The sequence below is a fragment of the Mycoavidus sp. B2-EB genome (assembly GCF_014218255.1).
Taxonomy (GTDB): domain Bacteria; phylum Pseudomonadota; class Gammaproteobacteria; order Burkholderiales; family Burkholderiaceae; genus Mycoavidus.
This window is the reverse complement of record NZ_AP021872.1, coordinates 378,741-396,671: the sequence shown is the minus strand read 5'-3', so window position 1 is coordinate 396,671 and position 17,931 is coordinate 378,741. Positions and strand designations below refer to the sequence as shown.

Genomic DNA, 17,931 nt, shown 5'->3' with positions numbered 1-17,931 from the left:
AAATTGATAGAGATTGAAAGTAGAATTTTCTCCAAACAAAAGAGCCGACATTCCATGTTAGGCAATTAAATTGCCCGGCAAGCTAGCCACGAGTACCGGCTTGTGCCCTCCGGACACTAGCGCAGGTTCGCCCTGTGCGCCCCTTTGCTTGAGCAAACGGGCATTAAGTGGACTTAAACACTGAGCGTCTTGAATAGACGTATCGGTTAAAATTAACTCGTTTTGAGATGAGGTCCAATATAAACCGAATTTCCAGCTATTTTCTTCCTGTTCCACTTGCCAAATATGAACTGCGTTGCTCTTCCTGCTAACCAATTTAATACCACTTTTAGGAAACTCTTGCCAAGCTATTGAATCGATAGACCCAACAAAACCTGAAAGCGTCGCCTTACATTCGCCTGTGTCTACCAACCATAGCTTCACTATTCCATCCTCATCCCACGACGCCAAGAACTCGCCGTTTGGCGAAAAATTCACACTAACCACCCAATTACTATGCCCCTCAAGCGTATACTCTTCTCCGCTTTCCACCCTCCACAGCTTTACTGTATGGTCCCAACTCCCCGATGCCAGGAATTTACCATCTGGCGGCCGAAAATTCACACTAGCCACCCAGCCATTATGCCCTTTAAGGGTACGCAACTCTTCTCCATTTTCCACTCTCCACAGCTTTACCATATGATCCTCACTCCCTGACGCTAAGACCTTGCCGTTTGGCGAAAAACTCACACTCATCACCCTAGCACTATGCCCTTTAAGCGTATGCAATTTTTCCCCACTTTCCACTTGCCATAGCGTCACTATCCCATCCTGGGTTCCCACTGCTAGGAGCCCACCTTTTTGCGAAAAGTTCATACTAGTCACAAAATGACTATGCTCTTGAAGCGTATGCCACGCTTCTCCGCTTGCTACTTTCCACAGCTTCACAGTGCGACCCCAGCCCCCCGATGCTAAGAACTGGCCGTCTGGCGAGAAACTCACACTCCCCACCCAATAATCATGCCCTTCAAGCGTATACAACGCTTCTCCGCTTTCCACTTTCCATAATTTCACCGGCCCATCTTTACTCCCTGAAACCAAGAGCTGGCCGTCTGGTGAAAAACTCACAACCCGTACTACATCATTATTATGCCCCTTAGGCATTTGCCACTCTTCTTCACGCCCCATTCTCCATAGTTTAACCGTCTGGTCGTAGCTCCCCGATGCTAGAAACTCCCCGTTTGGGGGCGAAAAACTCACACTCATCACCCTACCACTATGCCCTCTAAGCGTATACAATGCTTCTCCACTTTCCACTCTCCACAGCCTTACCATATTATCCTCACCCCCCGACGCCAGGACTTTATTGTTTGGCGAAAAACTCACACTCATCACCCTACTACCATGCCCTTCAAGCGTATGCCACGCTTCTCCGCTTGCCACCTTCCATAATTTCACCCTATGATCCCAGCTGCCCGACGCCAGTAACTTGCCATTTGGCGAAAAATTCACACTCGCTACCACACCATTATGTCCTTTAAGCGTATATAGTGCTTCTTTGCCTCCCACTCTCCACTGCTTCACCGTCATATCTGCACTCCCTGAAGCCAGAAACTGACCGTCTAGAGAAAAACTCACACTCATTACACAATCATTATGCTTTTCGATGATAGGCAATACTTCTCTATTTTCCACTTCCCATAATTTTATCGTCCCATCCTGGTTCCCCGCCGCTAATAGTTTGCCTTTTTGCGAAAAATTCACACTCATTACCTCACCACCATGTCCTTCAAGCGGAGGCAGCTCTTCCCCGCCCTCCACTCTCCACAGTTTTACCGTATTATCTGAATGACCCGACGACGCCAAGACCATACCGTCTGGCGAAAAACTCATACTATTCACCATAGAACTGTACCCATTAAGTACACGCACTAGTTCTAGAGTCCCAGCTTGATACAGCCTAATATTGCCATCCCCCGTACCAACAGCCAACCGACGACCATCTGATGAATAACAACATTCCCTAACTCTGCTACCCACCTTTACTACTCTGCCATCCACCTCTACTCTGCCACCCATCTCTAAACTAGGTAATTCGCCAAAGTTAACTCCATCTAGATTCGCCTTTTCCAAATTCGCCCCACGCAACCACACGCCTCGGAATATTACTTTGCTTAAATCTGCCCCTTCGAATTCGGCATGGTCAAACACCCCATAACTCAAATCCGCCCCACGGACATGAATCCCATTGAAATTTTTCCCATTGAACTGCACACCCGCTTTAACCAAAATTGTCAGCGCATTCGCCGCTGCCGTTTGAACCTTTTCTTTTCTCGTCTTCGAGGTCTCAATCCACACGCATAACAGTTCTTTAAATGCTGGCCTCTGTTTCACGCGCTCTGCTAAAAATTGAAGTACCGCTGGGTCTTTATCAATAAGATTTAACTTGTTGAACTGAATATCTTCCGCGTTATCTGTGTTATTTTTCCCAGTATATCTTTCAATCTCGTCCCCTATCGACCGTGCCACAAAATAGTCCCGTATAGATTTATGCAAAAATCTATACTCCTGGCCACTGCGACGTAAAGATGAGCATTCAAGCAAAAGCCGCACTTCCTTGCGCCTCAAGCCCTTCGCTTTGAAAAATGCTTCCCAAACTCGTTTACTCGATAACGTTGCGTAATCCATCACCCCTTGATGCTGAGGGTTCTCATACAATTCAACGGCAAGGCACTGGCTAAAGTCGATTCCGTACTCTGCGAAGTTATCCCCCAACTCCTGAAAAACAAGTTGCTCAGTCTCAATTAAACGCCTCCGATCTTCCAAGCGCGCTTTAGCATGAGCAAACCATTCGCGTATAAACGCATCGTATAAATCCAACCGAGTGATGGACTGCCCCAGGCGACTCACATCTTCCCGCTCCCAAAGCGGAATGATTTCTAAAGCCAACCTTAAGATAAAAGGGTTACTCAATAATTCACGAAAATTGGGTATTTCCTTAATTGCTTTGTCATAACGATCAAATGACCACCCAAGAAGATGCTCGACATCTATATATTTCTCAATATACTGGTAGATTTTCTTTTCTGAAAATGGAGCAACGATCAATTCTTGAAAAGCCTCAGGCTGAGGGTTGCCACTCTGCCCACGAGGCTGGAATGTGGCTTGATAATCTTTCCCCAAAACCTCGCTACGGCAGCTAATAATGACCTGTGCATGTGGCCACTCTGTTGAGAATTTGTTCGTGACATAAAGGTTTTGTCGCTGCGAAATCTCATCATAGCCATCTAAAATAAATACAAAGGGTTGCTTTTTATTTCCCTGAAGAGCTTGAATCTGATTTTTTGAAAACCCCTGTCTGCTTAGATACTCATGAATCAAGTTATATCCCGGGTCTTTGATCAGTGGAAGTGAAATAAACAAAGCCATGAGTGGAAGATCCGCGTCTTCCGGTTGTTTTGCTTTCTCTACTTTCTCCTCATAAGCATGCCAAAGCCCTTGCGCTAAACAATAATTAAAAGTCGATTTTCCTGCACCGGAATCTCCCAGGAGCAATAACACCTTTTTATCTCGGTTCTGTAAAAACGCATCTACCTTATCCTTTAACTCGCCAAATGGTTCTTCGTCTTCTCTCAGCGTATCTTTACCTTCGGGTGACACGTACGCTAACACTGTTTTTAATTCCTCATCCTCGAGCTGTTTCCTGCGCCACAACGCTAAGCGTTCTTGCGCATCTAGGTTGCCCAAACCAGTTTGCGTAAGCCTTATAGTTAAAGCGGTGAGCTCCTCATTTAATTTATTAAATTGCTCATTAACGCACATTTTTAATTCTTCGATGGGTTTGTTTTGGACGGCATTTAAGAGCTCCGTTGGAAAACCCTCCTCGGCAACTTGAGACTTAGGCAATGCAGATTCGCCCAACGATGAGTTCGTATAGGCTTCATAAATGATCTTCCTAGTAGGATCTTTATCCTGGGCTATGCGGGCTAAGCACATGCGAGCAGCCTTGCTCACCTCAAGTTGAGCATCGCCAGTTAGGCGCACTAAACTGCTTAAAACTCCTCGTTTAACACGCTCGCTTGACCCCCAACGCTCATCGTCAAGATAGATATCTTCCAACCAGGAAAATACTCCCTGCCGAGCAACCTCATCGGACCAAGCCAACTCCCCCTGCTGAGTAGCCTCATTAGGTACGACCAATGCTCCTTGCCTAACGGCCTCACTGGCCAAGGTACGCACCAACTGTTCCAACTGCAAGCTTAATCCAAACAAAAAATTAGGATCCAGACGGGTAGCCACCGGGACCTGGCTGACAAAAACATTTAGACTCTGGAGCTTTTGAGTTTGAATGAGCAACTCAGTGTGCCGGAGCGCGGTATACCATGGTTTCTTAAGCCCAAAATCAACCCCCTCTCGGAAGCTTTCAGCCGCACTTTTACCTCCCTGATACAAGGTCTTCCCGGCTTCGGAAATTTCTTTGGCCGTCTTGATGAATTGCCCCAAGCCAGCAAATGCCTCGTTAAAATGCTCAAACGTATCAACCAATTTTTGGGGGTCGCAGGTGCGCACTGCACTCGCTAATGCCAAGGCTCCACCTGCGACTTTTATGCTGCGCCGAAGAACACTTTGCCAAAGTTTTTCATCATTCGGCACATGCAGCAGAGCTTGGCAAGCATAGGTTGCCTGGTAAGCGCGCCGGATATTGGAGTCTTTACTCAAATCATTCAAATACTCGTATAAGGGTGTATGCAGCTGTTCACGGTTTAAGCCTTTGACATTAGCATCGGCCATCGCATCTAGCAGAGCGACCAAAGCACGCAGCAGATTATCAACGTGGTCGGCTTCTTCTATATGCGGCGTGATAACCATTTCCCCCGCAGGCTTAACGAGATTCTTCCGCCAATTAACAGGAAAGATTCTTTTGAAAGAAGGATTTTTGGCTTTTTCTTTGTAGAAAAGCTTCTTTCGCCAAGTATCTAAGACGCCTAAAATTTGGACGCCGTCGTCAGCGTTTAATATACCCGGCTCAGCTTGCTGCAGAATTTGGGCAAGCCCATCGAGTAATTGGACTTGCAGTAGAGGCTCTTTGTAAATAGCACTAATAAAGTGTCCTAATAAAGCTCGAAAAATATCAGGATCTGACAACTCCGCTAAAGCAACTACCTCGCGAACGTCACCGAGGGTTTTATCTCTCTTTATGGCAAACTCGTTGATGATTCCGCGTGTGAGCAGGCGCAGGCATAGTAATTTATCTTTCACCTCGCCAGACTGGTTGGGCTGTCTTTCTTCGTTAGATTTATTGATCTGCTTCCAAGCCGCGACGAGATAGCGGGCATCATCAAATTGAGCCTCCCCGTCCCACCTCCAACTATCAGAAGGAATGGATGACTCAGCCAATTCACCATGTCGATTCTGAACAAAAAAAGAAAAATTAGCCCTCCGTGTATCCATTACAGCGCAAGTGTCGATACCTGGGGGGTCAGCCGAGGAAGAAATAGACGAGGATGCAGCAAGACTAGACGTGGATCGTGACGTTCGTAACTTTAGCTTGTTGAACAGGTAGCTTACAGAACTACCATGATCAATCTCTGGACAGCGGGACACCAGGTTCTGCAAGTGGCTTTCCGCTTGAGAATGCCCCCAATCCCTAGCCCTGCGATAGCTGGCCGCTGCCTTGTAAAACGAATCCAGGCTTTCTAATACCTCTCCCCGCTCTAAATAAGCATCGGCAATGCAGTTCCGTAGTGTTTCATCCGCCAGCGTCTTGGGGTCCTGTGCCTTTCTTAAGGCATCTTTCGCACGATTGTATAAATCCAGCGCCACTTCAAATTTCTTCTCGTTCTTTTGATCACGAGCCTGGCTTAGATAGAATTCCCCAAGTTTAAATACAACAGCTTCTGGCAAAGCAGGACTCATGATTTTCCCCCATGTATAGACTGCTCGAAGCTGCATAAGCACAACCAGCACCGCGCTTTTCTGCAAGCTATCGCCAGATGAAGGCTAGACAACGATAAAAACAGATTCCGCCCTAACACATTAGACAGGAGACGTAAACAAACTTAATGCACATTACAGATTAGTGGTAATTCTGCCGTAAAACAAGAAAATTTTTTATTTGTGATTCCAGTTGTCGTAGGTTCGAGTCCCATTGGTTACATATTGATTGAAAGTTTAAGCAACCTCATAATTGGCAAATAATATGCCGCCTATTTTTTGTTCCTATATTCCGTAAAAAATAATATAACCCAGGCCCATTAAAGTCTTAAAGACTGGGTAGATTTAATTGAGCTCATTGTAGAATTGACTCAATTTTCCTCGATCCGAGTGCTCGTCCAACGATTTACGATTTTAATTTTCACAATTATAATTAACCACGTCTAAACTAGAAACAATATCTTCAATACTATCCCCTCCGCCACATAGCCCCTGCTCCGACAAACAAAGCTCATCCTTATATATTTGCCCTCCTTCTTCCATTATATTTTTCAAATCTTGCTTTCGTTGACTATTTTTCTCCTCAGGGGGATTTTTCTGATAACTCAAGATTTTCATCTTTACTATCTCAATTATCTCCCACACCGCAGCCTAAAATCAAAATTGGCATTATCACGGGACTCACTAAAATTAGGATATTCATTTTTTTCATTTAATTGATGGTAGTTATATAATTGATTACATTATATTCCACACCCCTAGTCTTATTTATAAATGTCTCTTTATAGAAATTTGAATGGGCAATAATCTTCAGTCTTTTTCAGATAAAAGAGGAAATAACCTCGTCCCTTCCAAGAAACGGTATCTTACTGAAGGTTTAAAATGCACTAAAAGGGAGAAAAGCTGTCAAAAATCAATCGAGTACAGTGCGCGCTGAAATACAAGGCTAAAGCGATCAAGCTTGTAGGTAATGGTCAGAGTATTGCGGCAGCCACCAGGATACTAGACGCGACACAACTGGCTTAGAGCCCATGGGAGAAGAGGCTTAGTTGGTGCAAGCAGCAAGCTGCCCAGTGCCAAGCAAGAGATACGCTAAACGGGGACAAGCTCAAGCCTACCCCGTCGTACAGTCAAGTGTGATTGTGCTGACACAAAAATGAGATGCTCAATATCCAGCATTATAAGTTGGTCCATATCAATCTCTTAACGCGCGCAAAAACTGTGCGAGAGGTAACCTCGGCTCGATTATCAAAAAACAAATAAGATACAATATAGGGCTTTCTAGTCAGAACTTTTTTCTCGCCAAGGAACGCTTTTTAGCTAGCCTAATTTAATGACAACATTATGGAATAAAAAATCGATCGCCATGTTAGAGGCTGAAGCGGCTCTAAGCGACGATGGTAAAAAGGGCGGTGTGCATTCCCCCAAGCGAGCTTTGTCTGGATTCGATTTAACCATGCTTGGGATTGGCTGCATTATTGGCGCTGGCATTTTTGTCCTGACGGGTCATGCCGCGGCCGTGCACGCTGGGCCGGCGGTGATGCTGTCTTTTATTTTAGGTGCAGTCGTTTGCGCTTTTTCTGGTTTATGCTACGCAGAAATGGCCTCAACTGTACCCGTGGCAGGTAGTGCTTATACCTATGCCTATGCAACCATGGGCGAATTTATTGCCTGGCTGATCGGTTGGGATCTCATTCTTGAATATTGCTTAGGCGCAACGACTGTAGCCATTGGCTGGTCGGGATATGTTGTGGGCTTTTTGCATTCATTAGGGATACATATTCCTGATCTGTTAGCAAGAGCTCCGCTCGCCTTCGATGCTGCGACCGGCTGGGCGCGCACGGGCGCACTGATCAATTTACCTGCGGTTCTCATTGTTGCCCTGATCACGTTACTGCTTATTTTTGGCATTCGAGAGTCGGCCCGCCTCAATAGTTTAATGGTGGTGGTGAAGGTCGCCATTATTCTGGCTTTTATCGTGGCAGGTTTTTCTCTGGTCGATACCACCAACTGGATAACGTCCGCGAACCCTAATGGCGATTTCATACCCCCGAATAGTGGCCAGGCCGGAGAGTTCGGTTGGAGTGGCATGATACGCGGCGCGGCCGTTGTGTTTTTTGCTTACATTGGTTTTGATTCAGTATCCTGCGTGGCGCAGGAAACCAAAAATCCACGCCGTAATCTGCCACTTGGATTGTTGACCTCGCTCGTCATCTGCACGACGCTTTATGTACTCGTCGCGTACGTCTTGACTGGGGTGGTCCACTATGACCAATTAAGTGTACCTGATCCAATCGCCGTAGGCATTGATGCATTGGGGATGCCATGGTTGTCGCCACTGGTCAAACTCGGAGCGATTTTTGGCTTAACTTCCGTGCTCTTGGTCCTACTCATGAGCCAACCGCGCATTTTTCAGACGATAGCGAACGATGGCTTATTGCCAGGCTTTGCTAAGAAAATTCATCCGCGCTTTCATACGCCTTATATCACGACACTGATTACAGGCGCAGTAGTCATGACATTAGCGGGTGTGATGCCGATTAATTTGGTCAGCGAATTAGTCAGCATTGGCACGCTATTTGCGTTTCTGATCGTTTGCGTCGGTGTGCTCGTATTGCGCATTACCCAACCGCAGCTTAAACGTGTATTCAAAACGCCAGCCGTTTATCTAGTAGCGCCAGGCGGAGCGTTATCAGCTCTATTTTTAATGTCCGGTTTGCCAGGCGATACTTGGATGCGGCTATTTATTTGGATGGCGTTAGGGCTCGTTATTTATTTTGGTTATGGTATCCGCCACAGCGTGCTGCGCCGTCGTCTGGAAAGCGAACCTAACGCAGTGGATTAAAATTAAAGCGATATAACGCGCGGCGGCTTTTCTAAAGCTGCCGTGAAATGCAGTCTTAAGCTCTTTTATACAAACGCTAAGAGCTGATTTTTGAATCGTTTTAGGCTCTTATACGTTACGTAGGCCAGGCCAGCTGGGGGCTAGTGTTAGCTCAATGCCCAACAAATTTAATACCCGCCCAATCGTATGATCCACCATTTCATCGAGCGTGGTGGGTTTATTGTAAAACGCTGGCAGCGGCGGAAAAATCACCCCGCCCATCTCAGTAACTGCCGTCATATTGCGTAGGTGTGCTAAATTGAACGGTGCTTCACGCACCAGCAATAAGAGACGACGGCGCTCCTTGAGCGTAACATCCGCCGCGCGAGTAATTAAATTATCAGAAAAGCCATGAGCAATGCTGGCTAAGGTTTTCATTGAGCATGGCGCGATGAGCATTCCCTCTGCCGCAAATGAACCGCTGGCGATACTGGCCCCTACATCACGTATATTATGGACGACATCGGCTAGCGCGTTTACTTCAGATTTAGTCAGTTCCAATTCGTGCTGAAGACTCAGCCAACCTGCGCTTGAAACAATCAAATGCGTTTGAATGCCGCCGATACGACGCAATGTTTGCAAAATACGCACGCCATAGAGCGCGCCGGTAGCCCCTGTAATAGCGACGACTAGGCGGCGTGGTGTAGCGCTAGAGACTGTATTTGTCGAGATCGTGTTCATTACCCCTGCCAGTCCGTTTTGCGCGCTGCCATGCAACCCTCTAGCTTTATGCAGCGGCTAATAATTGCTGCAATTCGCCCGATTGATACATCGCCACCAAAATATCCGAACCGCCAATAAATTCACCCTTGATATAGAGCTGCGGAATGGTTGGCCAATCAGAATACACTTTAATGCCTTGCCGAATCGCTTCATCGCGCAAAACATCGACCGTATGTAAACCATTGACGCCACAGGCTTTAAGTATCTGCACGGCACGGCCAGAGAAACCACACATTGGAAATTGTGCGTTGCCCTTCATAAAAAGAACGACCGGGTGTTCGGTGACCAGTTGTTTGATGTGTTGCTGAGTGTCCATAACTAGGGGTACTGATAGATAAGTCTAGTAAACCCGTATGATAGCCGATTCTGCAAAGCTCAGCGTGAATCGGGTTGGCCACCCGCCAAAGAAAGGGGGCTCTGCTCTAGCAGAAAATCTTGCACCGTCGGGTAACGCAGTTGATAAGCCAACTCTATTTTTAGCCTAGTATTGATTAACCGGCGTGACTCGCGCATAAAGGATAGCAGTGACGGTTTTAGTAAATCCTGCGCTTGGGTACGCGCTATGCGCTTAGGCCTTGGCAATCCGTGTGCGTCTGCCATTAGGTCAAAGTAATCCGCCAATTTCATTTGCGTATCATCCACTGCATGCACGATGCGCTGGGGGCGCCCCAGTCGCTTTATGCGCAGCAAAATCAGCGCAAGATCATCTGCCTGAATATGATTTGTATAGATGTCCTCTTCGGCTTTCAAGGTAAACATGCCTGCTTGTAAGCGTGCCAGCGGTAGCCGGTTAGAGGCATAGATACCCGGGATGCGGACAATTCGCAGTGATAATACAGCTCGCGCGCCAGCAGCACGCAATTGACGCTCGGCCGCAAGACGCCTGAGCGAGCGCTCGTGCGCCGGCCGCACCGGGCGGGTCTCGTCCACCAACGCCCCCGCGCAATCGCCATAAACACCGGTCGTACTGGCATAAATCCAAGTCGGTGATGCCCAGGAACGGCTCAACGCCGCAAGCAAAAAGCGCGTACGCTGATCATCACTGCCGTGCGCTGCCGGCGGCGCCAAATGCAACACGGTATCCGCCAAGCCAACCAGGCGCTTTAGACTTGAACGTCGATCTAGGTCGCCCACTAAAGGCACAACACCGAGCGAGCGCAGGCTCGCGCAACGCTCAGCTTGACGGGTAAGTGCCAATACACGATAGCGTGGCAGAAGTAATTGAGCGCAACGCAAACCAATGTCGCCACAGCCGACAATGAGAATTCGCTTACGCCTGAGTTTGCGGGTTGGAATCATTGTGGCATCATTATATCTTCGGGTTTTAGTGGCCTTGGCCGTATTCGGTTTTTTTTATGACATTCAATATTACTCTTCGGCCCAGCGGCCGGCAATTTCAGGTAGAGCCCAATGAATCTGTGCTCGCCGCAGCTCTACGGCAAGGCATTGGCTTGCCGTATGGCTGTAAAAATGGCGCTTGTGGTTCGTGTAAAGGCGCCGTGCTGTCTGGTGCAATCGAACAAGCAGCACATTCAGCTTCGGCGTTGTCTAATGATGAGAAATTACAGGGAATGGCGCTTTTTTGCGGTGCTACGCCCAAGTCCGACCTTGAGCTTAAAGTACGCGAGGTGGCGGGCGCCACCGATATGCCGGCTAGAAAACTCCCCTGCCGCATCCATGCGCTTGAGCGCGTAGCAGAGGATGTAATGGTCATGCACTTGCAATTACCGGCGCAGCAGAAACTACAGTATTTTGCTGGCCAGTATATTGAGTTTATTTTAAAAGATGGTAAGCGCCGCAGCTACTCAATCGCGACCCCCCCGCATCATGATGGACCGCTTGAATTGCATATTCGCCATATGCCAGGTGGTGTATTTACCGATCATGTTTTTAGCGCCATGAAAGAGCGCGATATGCTACGCTTTGAAGGACCGCTAGGGACTTTCTTTTTGCGTGAAGAGAGCACACGTCCCATCGTATTGTTGGCCTCAGGTACGGGCTTTGCGCCGCTCAAAGCCATCGTCGAGCATATGATATTTAAGCAGATTGAGCGCCCTATTTCACTGTATTGGGGGGCGCGCCGCAGCAAAGATCTCTATATGGCGGAACTGGCGCAGCAGTGGGCTCATGCGTTACCGAATTTTTCTTTTGTGCCCGTGCTGTCCGAACCCGCGCCGGAAGATAATTGGCAAGGGCGCACTGGCTTTGTACATCAAGTCGTAGTGGCAGATCTGCCTGATTTATCTGCCCACGAAGTCTATGCGTGCGGCGCGCCCGTCATGGTCGAGGCCGCTTTGCGTGACTTCACCGCGCACCATAATTTACCGCGCGAGAATTTTTATGCCGATGCGTTTACCAGTGAAGTAGATTTAGCCAATTCGCTCACGTAACTCAGTCTTCGACGGAATTTGAAAATGCATTTTAATGACTACCCAATCTCAGCGCTGATGACCATCGCTAAGCGGCCTGAACTTGTCTTTACGCGCGGCCAAGGCGCTTGGTTATATGATAGCGAAAATAAGCGTTATCTTGATTTTATCCAGGGTTGGGCGGTTAACTGCTTAGGCCATTGCCATGCAACCATGATTAACGCGCTGACGACGCAAGCCCAGCGCTTAATCAACCCAGGCCCCGCATTTTATAACGCCCCCATGGCTGAGCTTGCCAGCCTACTGACACGCTTTAGTTGCTTCCAGAAAGTATTTTTTGCAAATAGTGGCGCAGAGGCGAATGAAGGCGCTATCAAACTCGCTCGCAAATGGGGCCGTCAATTCAAAAATGGCGCGCATGAAATTATTACCCTGAATCATAGCTTTCATGGGCGCACGCTCGCTACCATGTCCGCCAGTGGCAAAGCGGGCTGGGATACGATGTACGCGCCTCAAGTACCGGGCTTTCCCAAGGCGGAGCTCAATGATATTGCATCGGTTGAACGTTGTATTCATAGCAAAACTGTCGCGGTGATGCTAGAGCCCGTACAAGGCGAAGCGGGCGTACTCTGCGCCACGCGAGAATTTATGCAGCAATTGCGTGCGCTCACACACAAACACAATCTGCTTTTGATCGTGGATGAGGTACAGACTGGCTGTGCCCGCACCGGCCAATTGTTTGCCTATCAAGGGTCCGAGATTGAGCCCGATATTATGACATTAGGCAAAGGCATTGGCGGTGGCGTGCCGCTTGCCGCGTTGCTCGCACGTGATGAAGTCGCCTGCTTTGAACCTGGCGAACAAGGCGGCACGTATAATGGTAACCCGCTGATGTGTGCCGTAGGCATCGCGGTTTTGGAACATATCTCTAAAGCGGAGTTTCTGGCTAGCGTGCGTGAACGCGCCACTTATTTCAGTGAGGCTTTACTCAAAGTTTCTAATCACTATGGCCTAGCCGGCGAACGTGGCTCAGGTCTATTACGCGCTTTGTTGTTAAATAAAGAGATCGGCCATGAAATCGTTGAAAAAGCACGTGAATTGAGTCCAGAAGGTTTGTTGCTCAATGCAGCGCGGCCTAACCTGATACGCTTTATGCCAGCGCTCAATGTCAGCGAAGACGAAATTGACTTGATGTTGGCGATGCTACGTAAGGTACTGGATAAGCTTGTTTGAGACCTGACGATTGAGTGTCATTTCCCGATCTATTCAGCTTTAAACATAGAAGGCCAATGCAACGATGATAGATGCGGTCTTTTTACGCCTTAGCGAATTAAGCCCGCATTTATACCACCCACAGACCCCAGCTCAATGCAAAATCTTTGCCAAAAACTCTTTCGCGCGCTCTGACTTCGGATTTTCAAAAAATTCATCTTTAGGCACATCTTCAATAATTGCGCCCTTATCCATAAAGATCACGCGATGCGCAACCTTCTTCGCGAACCCCATTTCGTGCGTCACACACATCATGGTCATTCCTTCACGCGCAAGCTCGACCATCACATCCAGCACCTCATTAATCATCTCTGGATCCAGTGCGGAAGTAGGTTCATCAAATAACATCGCGATCGGGTCCATTGACAGCGCACGAGCAATCGCTACGCGCTGCTGCTGACCACCGGATAATTGCCCCGGATATTTATCTGCATGGGCCCGCAAGCCAACGCGTTGTAGCAACTTCATGCCTTTTGCTCTCGCCTCTGCTTCACTACGACCGAGCACTTTAACTTGCGCCAAGGTTAGGTTCTCGGTGATCGACAAATGAGGAAAGAGCTCAAAATGCTGAAACACCATACCGACTTTAGCCCGCAGTTTAGACAAATCAGTGCCTTTAGCTCCGACTGACTGGCCATCCAGTAAGATTTCGCCTTGCTGGAATGCCTCAAGTCCATTGACGGTTTTAATCAACGTCGATTTACCTGAACCCGATGGCCCACATACCACCACGACTTCGCCTTTGTTCACTTCAGTACTACAATCAGCCAGGACCTGAAACGGACCATACCATTTAGAAACGCCTTTAAGAGAAATCATCTTGAATACCTTTTTTGAAAACGTCTGACGAGATTGGAGGCAAACAAGCAAATAACAAAGTAGCATGCCCCAGCAAAAAGCACCATTTCAACTAGCTGCCCGTCGCGTTCGCCAATATTGGTCGCGGTGCGAAAGAAGTCCGCCAAGCCAATCACATAGACTAAGGCCGTATCCTGAAACAGCACAATGCCCTGAGTTAACAGTAACGGCACCATGGCGCGGAAAGCTTGCGGCAAAACCACTAAACGCATCGATTGCATATACGTCATACCCAGTGCATTAGCGGCATAAACCTGCCCACGCGGCACACTTTGAATCCCCGCGCGAATAATTTCCGAATAGTAAGCGGCTTCAAACAAAGAAAATGCGATGATTGCTGAAACGAAACGGATGTCGACATCAGGCGGCAGATCAAGCAAAGATTTGAGCAACTGCGGCACCAATAGGAAGAACCACAAAAGCACCATGACCAGCGGAATCGAACGAAAAATCGTCACATAGCACTTCGCAAACCAGGCCAGCGGCTTGATCGGCGAAAGCCTCAATAACGCAAGCATGGTTCCCCAAATAATGCCAACAATGACCGCAGCAACCGTAATTTGCACGGTGATCAGCATACCCTGCGCTAAGGTTGGCAGAGAAGATGAAATGCCACTCCAATTAAACTGATACATTATTTCCCTCCGATTTGACCGGGTAACCGGGAGGTTCGCTCAACCCAGCGCATGAAAAGCATCACTGCCAGATTAATCAACGCATAAGAGGCGGTGACTATAATAAAAGACTCGTAGGTATGCGCTGTATAGTCGCTGAGTTGGCGTGCTTGGGCGGAAAGCTCAAGTAAACCAATGGTGGAAGCGACTGCCGAGTTCTTAAAAATATTCAAGAACTCAGAGGTTAAAGGCGGCACGATAATGCGATACGCATTGGGCAGTAAAACGTAACGGTAAGTTTGCGGCAACGTAAACCCAAGCGCGAGTGCAGCATTTTTTTGGCCAGGCGGCAACGCAAGAATACCCGTTCTCACTTGTTCGCAAACCCGTGCGCCAGTAAATAAGCCTAGGCAAACCACGGCTGACGAAAAAAACTGAATCAGTGGCGGCAATCCTTTGAACCAATCACCCAACGACGGAGATACGAGCTCAGGAAGCACAAAGTACCAGATAAAAAATTGCACAATCAACGGGATATTGCGAAACACCGCGACGTAAACCGCACCGAGACTGGACAACCATTTATTCGGTAACGTGCGCAATATGCCAAATAAGGAACCGGCGATAAGCGCGATGATCCAAGCCGCTAATGAGAGCGTAACAGTGGCCGTCAGGCCATCAATGAACCAACCCAGGTACGTCGTTGGCTCGCCGGTAGACACCGCGCTTAGCAAAATGTCCCAATTCCATTGATAACTCATAACCCTAAATTGCTATTAAAACAGTGCTTTAAGCACAGTTCTATTCCTGTTCTAATATCAGGCATCACTTTCCCAGCTGCGTCCGAGGCCCTCTCGAACGCAGCGCTACCATTGCTGGTAAATCTTATAACGGGTAGGGCAGTTATGGTTGCCAGCCCCTACAAGAATAAACGGGCTTAACCTTTTGCCTGATCATTCGGACTCTTGAACAATGCTTTGAGCTCTTCGCTTTGCGGGAAGTTCAAATTTAAATTGCGAGGAGGAATAGGCTTCTGAAACCATTTTTGATAAATCTTACTGGCTTCGCCTGAGGTTTGAAGTTTTGCAATGGTGTCGTCAACCAATTTTTTGAATGCCGGGTCATTTTTGCGCAGCATACAACCATAGGCTTCTTCTGATTGCGGCGTACCCACAATGACAAATTTGCTAGGATCTTTGGCTTTAGCACGCTCTCCGGCAAGTAACGCATCATCCATCATAAACGCTACTGAACGGCCTGTTTCTAACATTAGGAACGCCTCGCTATGATCTTTTGCGCTAATGATATTCATGCCGAGCTTCTTTTCTTGGTTCATTGCGCGCAAAATACGCTCAGAGGTAGTCCCCGCCGTGGTCGCTACTGTCTTGCCCTTCAGATCAGCAAAATCCTTGATGCCTGAATCAACACGCGTGAGCAGCCGGGTACTTACAACAAAAATCGTGTTGGAAAATGCAACTTGCTGCTGCCGCTCAAGATTGTTTGTGGTAGAACCGCATTCAAGATCAATCGTGCCATTTTGAATCAATGGAATCCGATTTTGAGATGTGATGGGCATGAGCTTCACATCTAGACGAGGTTTATTCAGCTCGTTCTCAATGGCCTTAACAATCTGCATCGCGTATTCGTGCGAATAGCCTACGACCTGCTGGTTCTCGGCATAATAAGAAAAAGGAATGGACGACTCCCTATGCCCCAATGAAACTGTGCCTGTCTCCTTAATTTTTTGCAGAGTGCTGGTCGTACTAGTACTCTGCGCCTGTGCATAAGAGCAGGTTAGCGTACCCACTGCCATCAATGCCGCCACGATTTTTTTTAGTTTCATTGGAAGTTCTCCTCGTTAAAGAATGAATTATATATCTTAATTGGTTAATTTATTAACTTATAGCCAACAAATATTATGGATACAATCCGCGCATCTCCCTTGCCATTAAAATTCGTGTACATGCAACAATATACGCGGCTGTGCGCACAGAGACCTTATGTTCAAGCGCAACTTGCCATACAGATGCGAATGCTTCGCGCATAACTCGCTCAAGACGGTGGTTAATTTCGTCTTCGCTCCAGAAGAAGCTGGAAAAATCCTGCACCCATTCGAAGTATGAAACAGTCACACCACCTGCATTGGCGATCACATCCGGAATCACGAGAATGCCATGATCATTCAAAATATCGTCGGCCAATGGCGTAGTTGGGCCATTCGCCCCTTCGACAACAATTTTAGTGCGGATCTGCGGTGCATTTTTTTCAGTGATTTGCCCCTCTAGCGCAGCCGGAATCAAGATATCTGATTCAAGTCCCCAAAACTCATCATTCGCCAGCGGCTCAGCGCCGGTGAAACCGACAATCCCTCCGGTTTGAGCGACATGCTCAAGCAATTTTAGCGTGTCAATGCCAGCCGGCCGATAAAGAGTGCCGGTATGATCTTGTACCGCGATGATCTTTGCGCCCGCTTCAGCAAAAAGGCGGCCTGCAATCCCACCCACGTTGCCAAAACCTTGGATTGCAATGCGCGCTCCAGCAATCTCCAAACCGATTTGGCGCGCACCTTCGCAGGCAACAACAAATGCGCCGCGGGCGGTGGCCTCCTTACGCCCAAGACTGCCGCCTAGCGCAATGGGTTTGCCAGTGACCACGCCGGTTGCTGTACGCCCCTGATTCATCGAATACGTATCCATCATCCATGCCATCACCTGTTCGTTAGTGTTGACATCGGGCGCTGGGATATCTGTGTTAGGGCCAATGATAAAATTGATTTCACTGGTGTAACGACGCGTCATGCGTTCTAATTCCCCGCGCGACAGCTTGCGTGGATCAACGCGGATGCCTCCTTTGGCACCACCATAAGGTACATTCACAGCGGCATTTTTGATCGACATCCAAGCCGACAGCGCCATCACTTCCGATAACGTCACATCTTGATGGTAACGTAAACCACCTTTGCCAGGACCACGCGAAGTATTGTGCTGTACTCGATATCCTTCAAAGTGAGCGACCGTGCCATTATCCAGCTCAATCGGTACATCAACAATTAACGCGCGCTTGGGCCGTTTGAGGGTTTCGATCCAACGCGATAACGAGCCTAGATAAGGCATCACGCGGTCAATTTGTTGTAGATAAGTACCCCACGGACCCAGTTCATCTGGCCGAAGGTACGACGGTATTACATGATGTTGCGACATAAATTCCCTCAATCCCCGGAAAAAAGTTGCGCTATGGTTAAAAAAACAGTTATAAACCTTACGCTTTAACTGCGATTTATGCTCAAAGTTTCAATATT

Annotated in this window: 13 protein-coding genes; 3 read left to right on the top strand and 10 right to left on the bottom strand. The window is 47.9% G+C overall.

From position 1 onward, the window contains the following. Positions 1-57: 57 nt before the first annotated feature. Complete coding sequence (locus MPB2EB_RS01770) at positions 58-5,895, bottom strand: pentapeptide repeat-containing protein (RefSeq protein ID WP_185182171.1); 5,838 nt, start codon at positions 5,893-5,895, stop codon at positions 58-60. 432 nt (positions 5,896-6,327) lie between these two features. Continuing rightward, positions 6,328-6,531 (bottom strand): hypothetical protein, encoded by a 204-nt coding sequence (locus MPB2EB_RS01765; protein WP_232534455.1) that lies wholly within the window; start codon positions 6,529-6,531, stop codon positions 6,328-6,330. Between the two features lie 715 nt (positions 6,532-7,246). On the opposite strand from MPB2EB_RS01765, the gene MPB2EB_RS01760 reads away from it, so the two are divergent. Beyond that, a complete protein-coding gene (locus MPB2EB_RS01760; RefSeq protein WP_185182169.1) occupies positions 7,247-8,758 on the top strand; it encodes an amino acid permease in 1,512 nt (503 codons plus the stop codon). A 108-nt stretch (positions 8,759-8,866) separates the two neighbouring features. Here MPB2EB_RS01760 and MPB2EB_RS01755 read toward each other — a convergent pair whose 3' ends face one another. Genes MPB2EB_RS01755 through MPB2EB_RS01745 form a run of 3 tightly spaced genes read right to left on the bottom strand, consistent with a single transcriptional unit; the run spans position 8,867 to position 10,819 of the window. Further along, the gene (locus MPB2EB_RS01755; RefSeq protein ID WP_185182168.1) at positions 8,867-9,478 is read right to left on the bottom strand and encodes a UbiX family flavin prenyltransferase; all 612 of its coding nucleotides are present in this window, start codon (positions 9,476-9,478) and stop codon (positions 8,867-8,869) included. Between the two features lie 46 nt (positions 9,479-9,524). Further along, positions 9,525-9,836 carry a Grx4 family monothiol glutaredoxin gene (gene grxD / locus MPB2EB_RS01750; protein WP_185182167.1) on the bottom strand — a complete coding sequence of 104 codons (312 nt, stop codon included), beginning with the start codon at positions 9,834-9,836 and terminating at the stop codon, positions 9,525-9,527. 59 nt (positions 9,837-9,895) lie between these two features. Next, entirely contained in the window at positions 9,896-10,819 is a 924-nt protein-coding gene (locus MPB2EB_RS01745) for an NAD-dependent epimerase/dehydratase family protein (RefSeq protein WP_185182166.1), read from the bottom strand. A gap of 56 nt (positions 10,820-10,875) precedes the next feature. Here MPB2EB_RS01745 and MPB2EB_RS01740 point away from each other — a divergent pair, with 56 nt between their 5' ends. Beyond that, entirely contained in the window at positions 10,876-11,910 is a 1,035-nt protein-coding gene (locus MPB2EB_RS01740; protein WP_185182165.1) for a CDP-6-deoxy-delta-3,4-glucoseen reductase, read from the top strand. 24 nt (positions 11,911-11,934) lie between these two features. Further along, a complete protein-coding gene (locus tag MPB2EB_RS01735; RefSeq protein ID WP_185182164.1) occupies positions 11,935-13,122 on the top strand; it encodes an acetylornithine transaminase in 1,188 nt (395 codons plus the stop codon). A gap of 132 nt (positions 13,123-13,254) precedes the next feature. Here MPB2EB_RS01735 and MPB2EB_RS01730 read toward each other — a convergent pair whose 3' ends face one another. From MPB2EB_RS01730 to MPB2EB_RS01710, 5 genes are all read right to left on the bottom strand, one after another. Then, a complete protein-coding gene (locus MPB2EB_RS01730; RefSeq protein ID WP_185182163.1) occupies positions 13,255-13,980 on the bottom strand; it encodes an amino acid ABC transporter ATP-binding protein in 726 nt (241 codons plus the stop codon). Then, entirely contained in the window at positions 13,977-14,654 is a 678-nt protein-coding gene (gene gltK, locus MPB2EB_RS01725) for a glutamate/aspartate ABC transporter permease GltK (RefSeq protein ID WP_185182162.1), read from the bottom strand. Before gltK ends, MPB2EB_RS01730 begins: the two co-directional genes overlap by 4 nt. Continuing rightward, the gene (locus tag MPB2EB_RS01720) at positions 14,654-15,394 is read right to left on the bottom strand and encodes an amino acid ABC transporter permease (RefSeq protein ID WP_185182161.1); all 741 of its coding nucleotides are present in this window, start codon (positions 15,392-15,394) and stop codon (positions 14,654-14,656) included. Before MPB2EB_RS01720 ends, gltK begins: the two co-directional genes overlap by 1 nt. A 176-nt stretch (positions 15,395-15,570) precedes the next feature. Next, a complete protein-coding gene (locus MPB2EB_RS01715) occupies positions 15,571-16,476 on the bottom strand; it encodes a glutamate/aspartate ABC transporter substrate-binding protein (RefSeq protein ID WP_185182160.1) in 906 nt (301 codons plus the stop codon). Between the two features lie 73 nt (positions 16,477-16,549). Further along, positions 16,550-17,833: a Glu/Leu/Phe/Val dehydrogenase gene (locus MPB2EB_RS01710; RefSeq protein WP_185182159.1), complete on the bottom strand. Its 1,284-nt coding sequence runs from the start codon at positions 17,831-17,833 to the stop codon at positions 16,550-16,552. Positions 17,834-17,931 lie beyond the last annotated feature (98 nt).

Coding starts and splice junctions, on each gene's coding strand:
- MPB2EB_RS01770 (WP_185182171.1), bottom strand. CDS start 5,895: ATGAGTCCTGCTTTGCCAGAAGCTGTTGTATTTAAACTTGGGGAATTC.
- MPB2EB_RS01755 (WP_185182168.1), bottom strand. CDS start 9,478: ATGAACACGATCTCGACAAATACAGTCTCTAGCGCTACACCACGCCGC.
- MPB2EB_RS01710 (WP_185182159.1), bottom strand. CDS start 17,833: ATGTCGCAACATCATGTAATACCGTCGTACCTTCGGCCAGATGAACTG.
- MPB2EB_RS01765 (WP_232534455.1), bottom strand. CDS start 6,531: ATGAAAATCTTGAGTTATCAGAAAAATCCCCCTGAGGAGAAAAATAGT.
- MPB2EB_RS01715 (WP_185182160.1), bottom strand. CDS start 16,476: ATGAAACTAAAAAAAATCGTGGCGGCATTGATGGCAGTGGGTACGCTA.
- grxD (WP_185182167.1), bottom strand. CDS start 9,836: ATGGACACTCAGCAACACATCAAACAACTGGTCACCGAACACCCGGTC.
- MPB2EB_RS01740 (WP_185182165.1), top strand. CDS start 10,876: ATGACATTCAATATTACTCTTCGGCCCAGCGGCCGGCAATTTCAGGTA.
- MPB2EB_RS01720 (WP_185182161.1), bottom strand. CDS start 15,394: ATGAGTTATCAATGGAATTGGGACATTTTGCTAAGCGCGGTGTCTACC.
- MPB2EB_RS01745 (WP_185182166.1), bottom strand. CDS start 10,819: ATGATTCCAACCCGCAAACTCAGGCGTAAGCGAATTCTCATTGTCGGC.
- MPB2EB_RS01730 (WP_185182163.1), bottom strand. CDS start 13,980: ATGATTTCTCTTAAAGGCGTTTCTAAATGGTATGGTCCGTTTCAGGTC.
- gltK (WP_185182162.1), bottom strand. CDS start 14,654: ATGTATCAGTTTAATTGGAGTGGCATTTCATCTTCTCTGCCAACCTTA.
- MPB2EB_RS01735 (WP_185182164.1), top strand. CDS start 11,935: ATGCATTTTAATGACTACCCAATCTCAGCGCTGATGACCATCGCTAAG.
- MPB2EB_RS01760 (WP_185182169.1), top strand. CDS start 7,247: ATGACAACATTATGGAATAAAAAATCGATCGCCATGTTAGAGGCTGAA.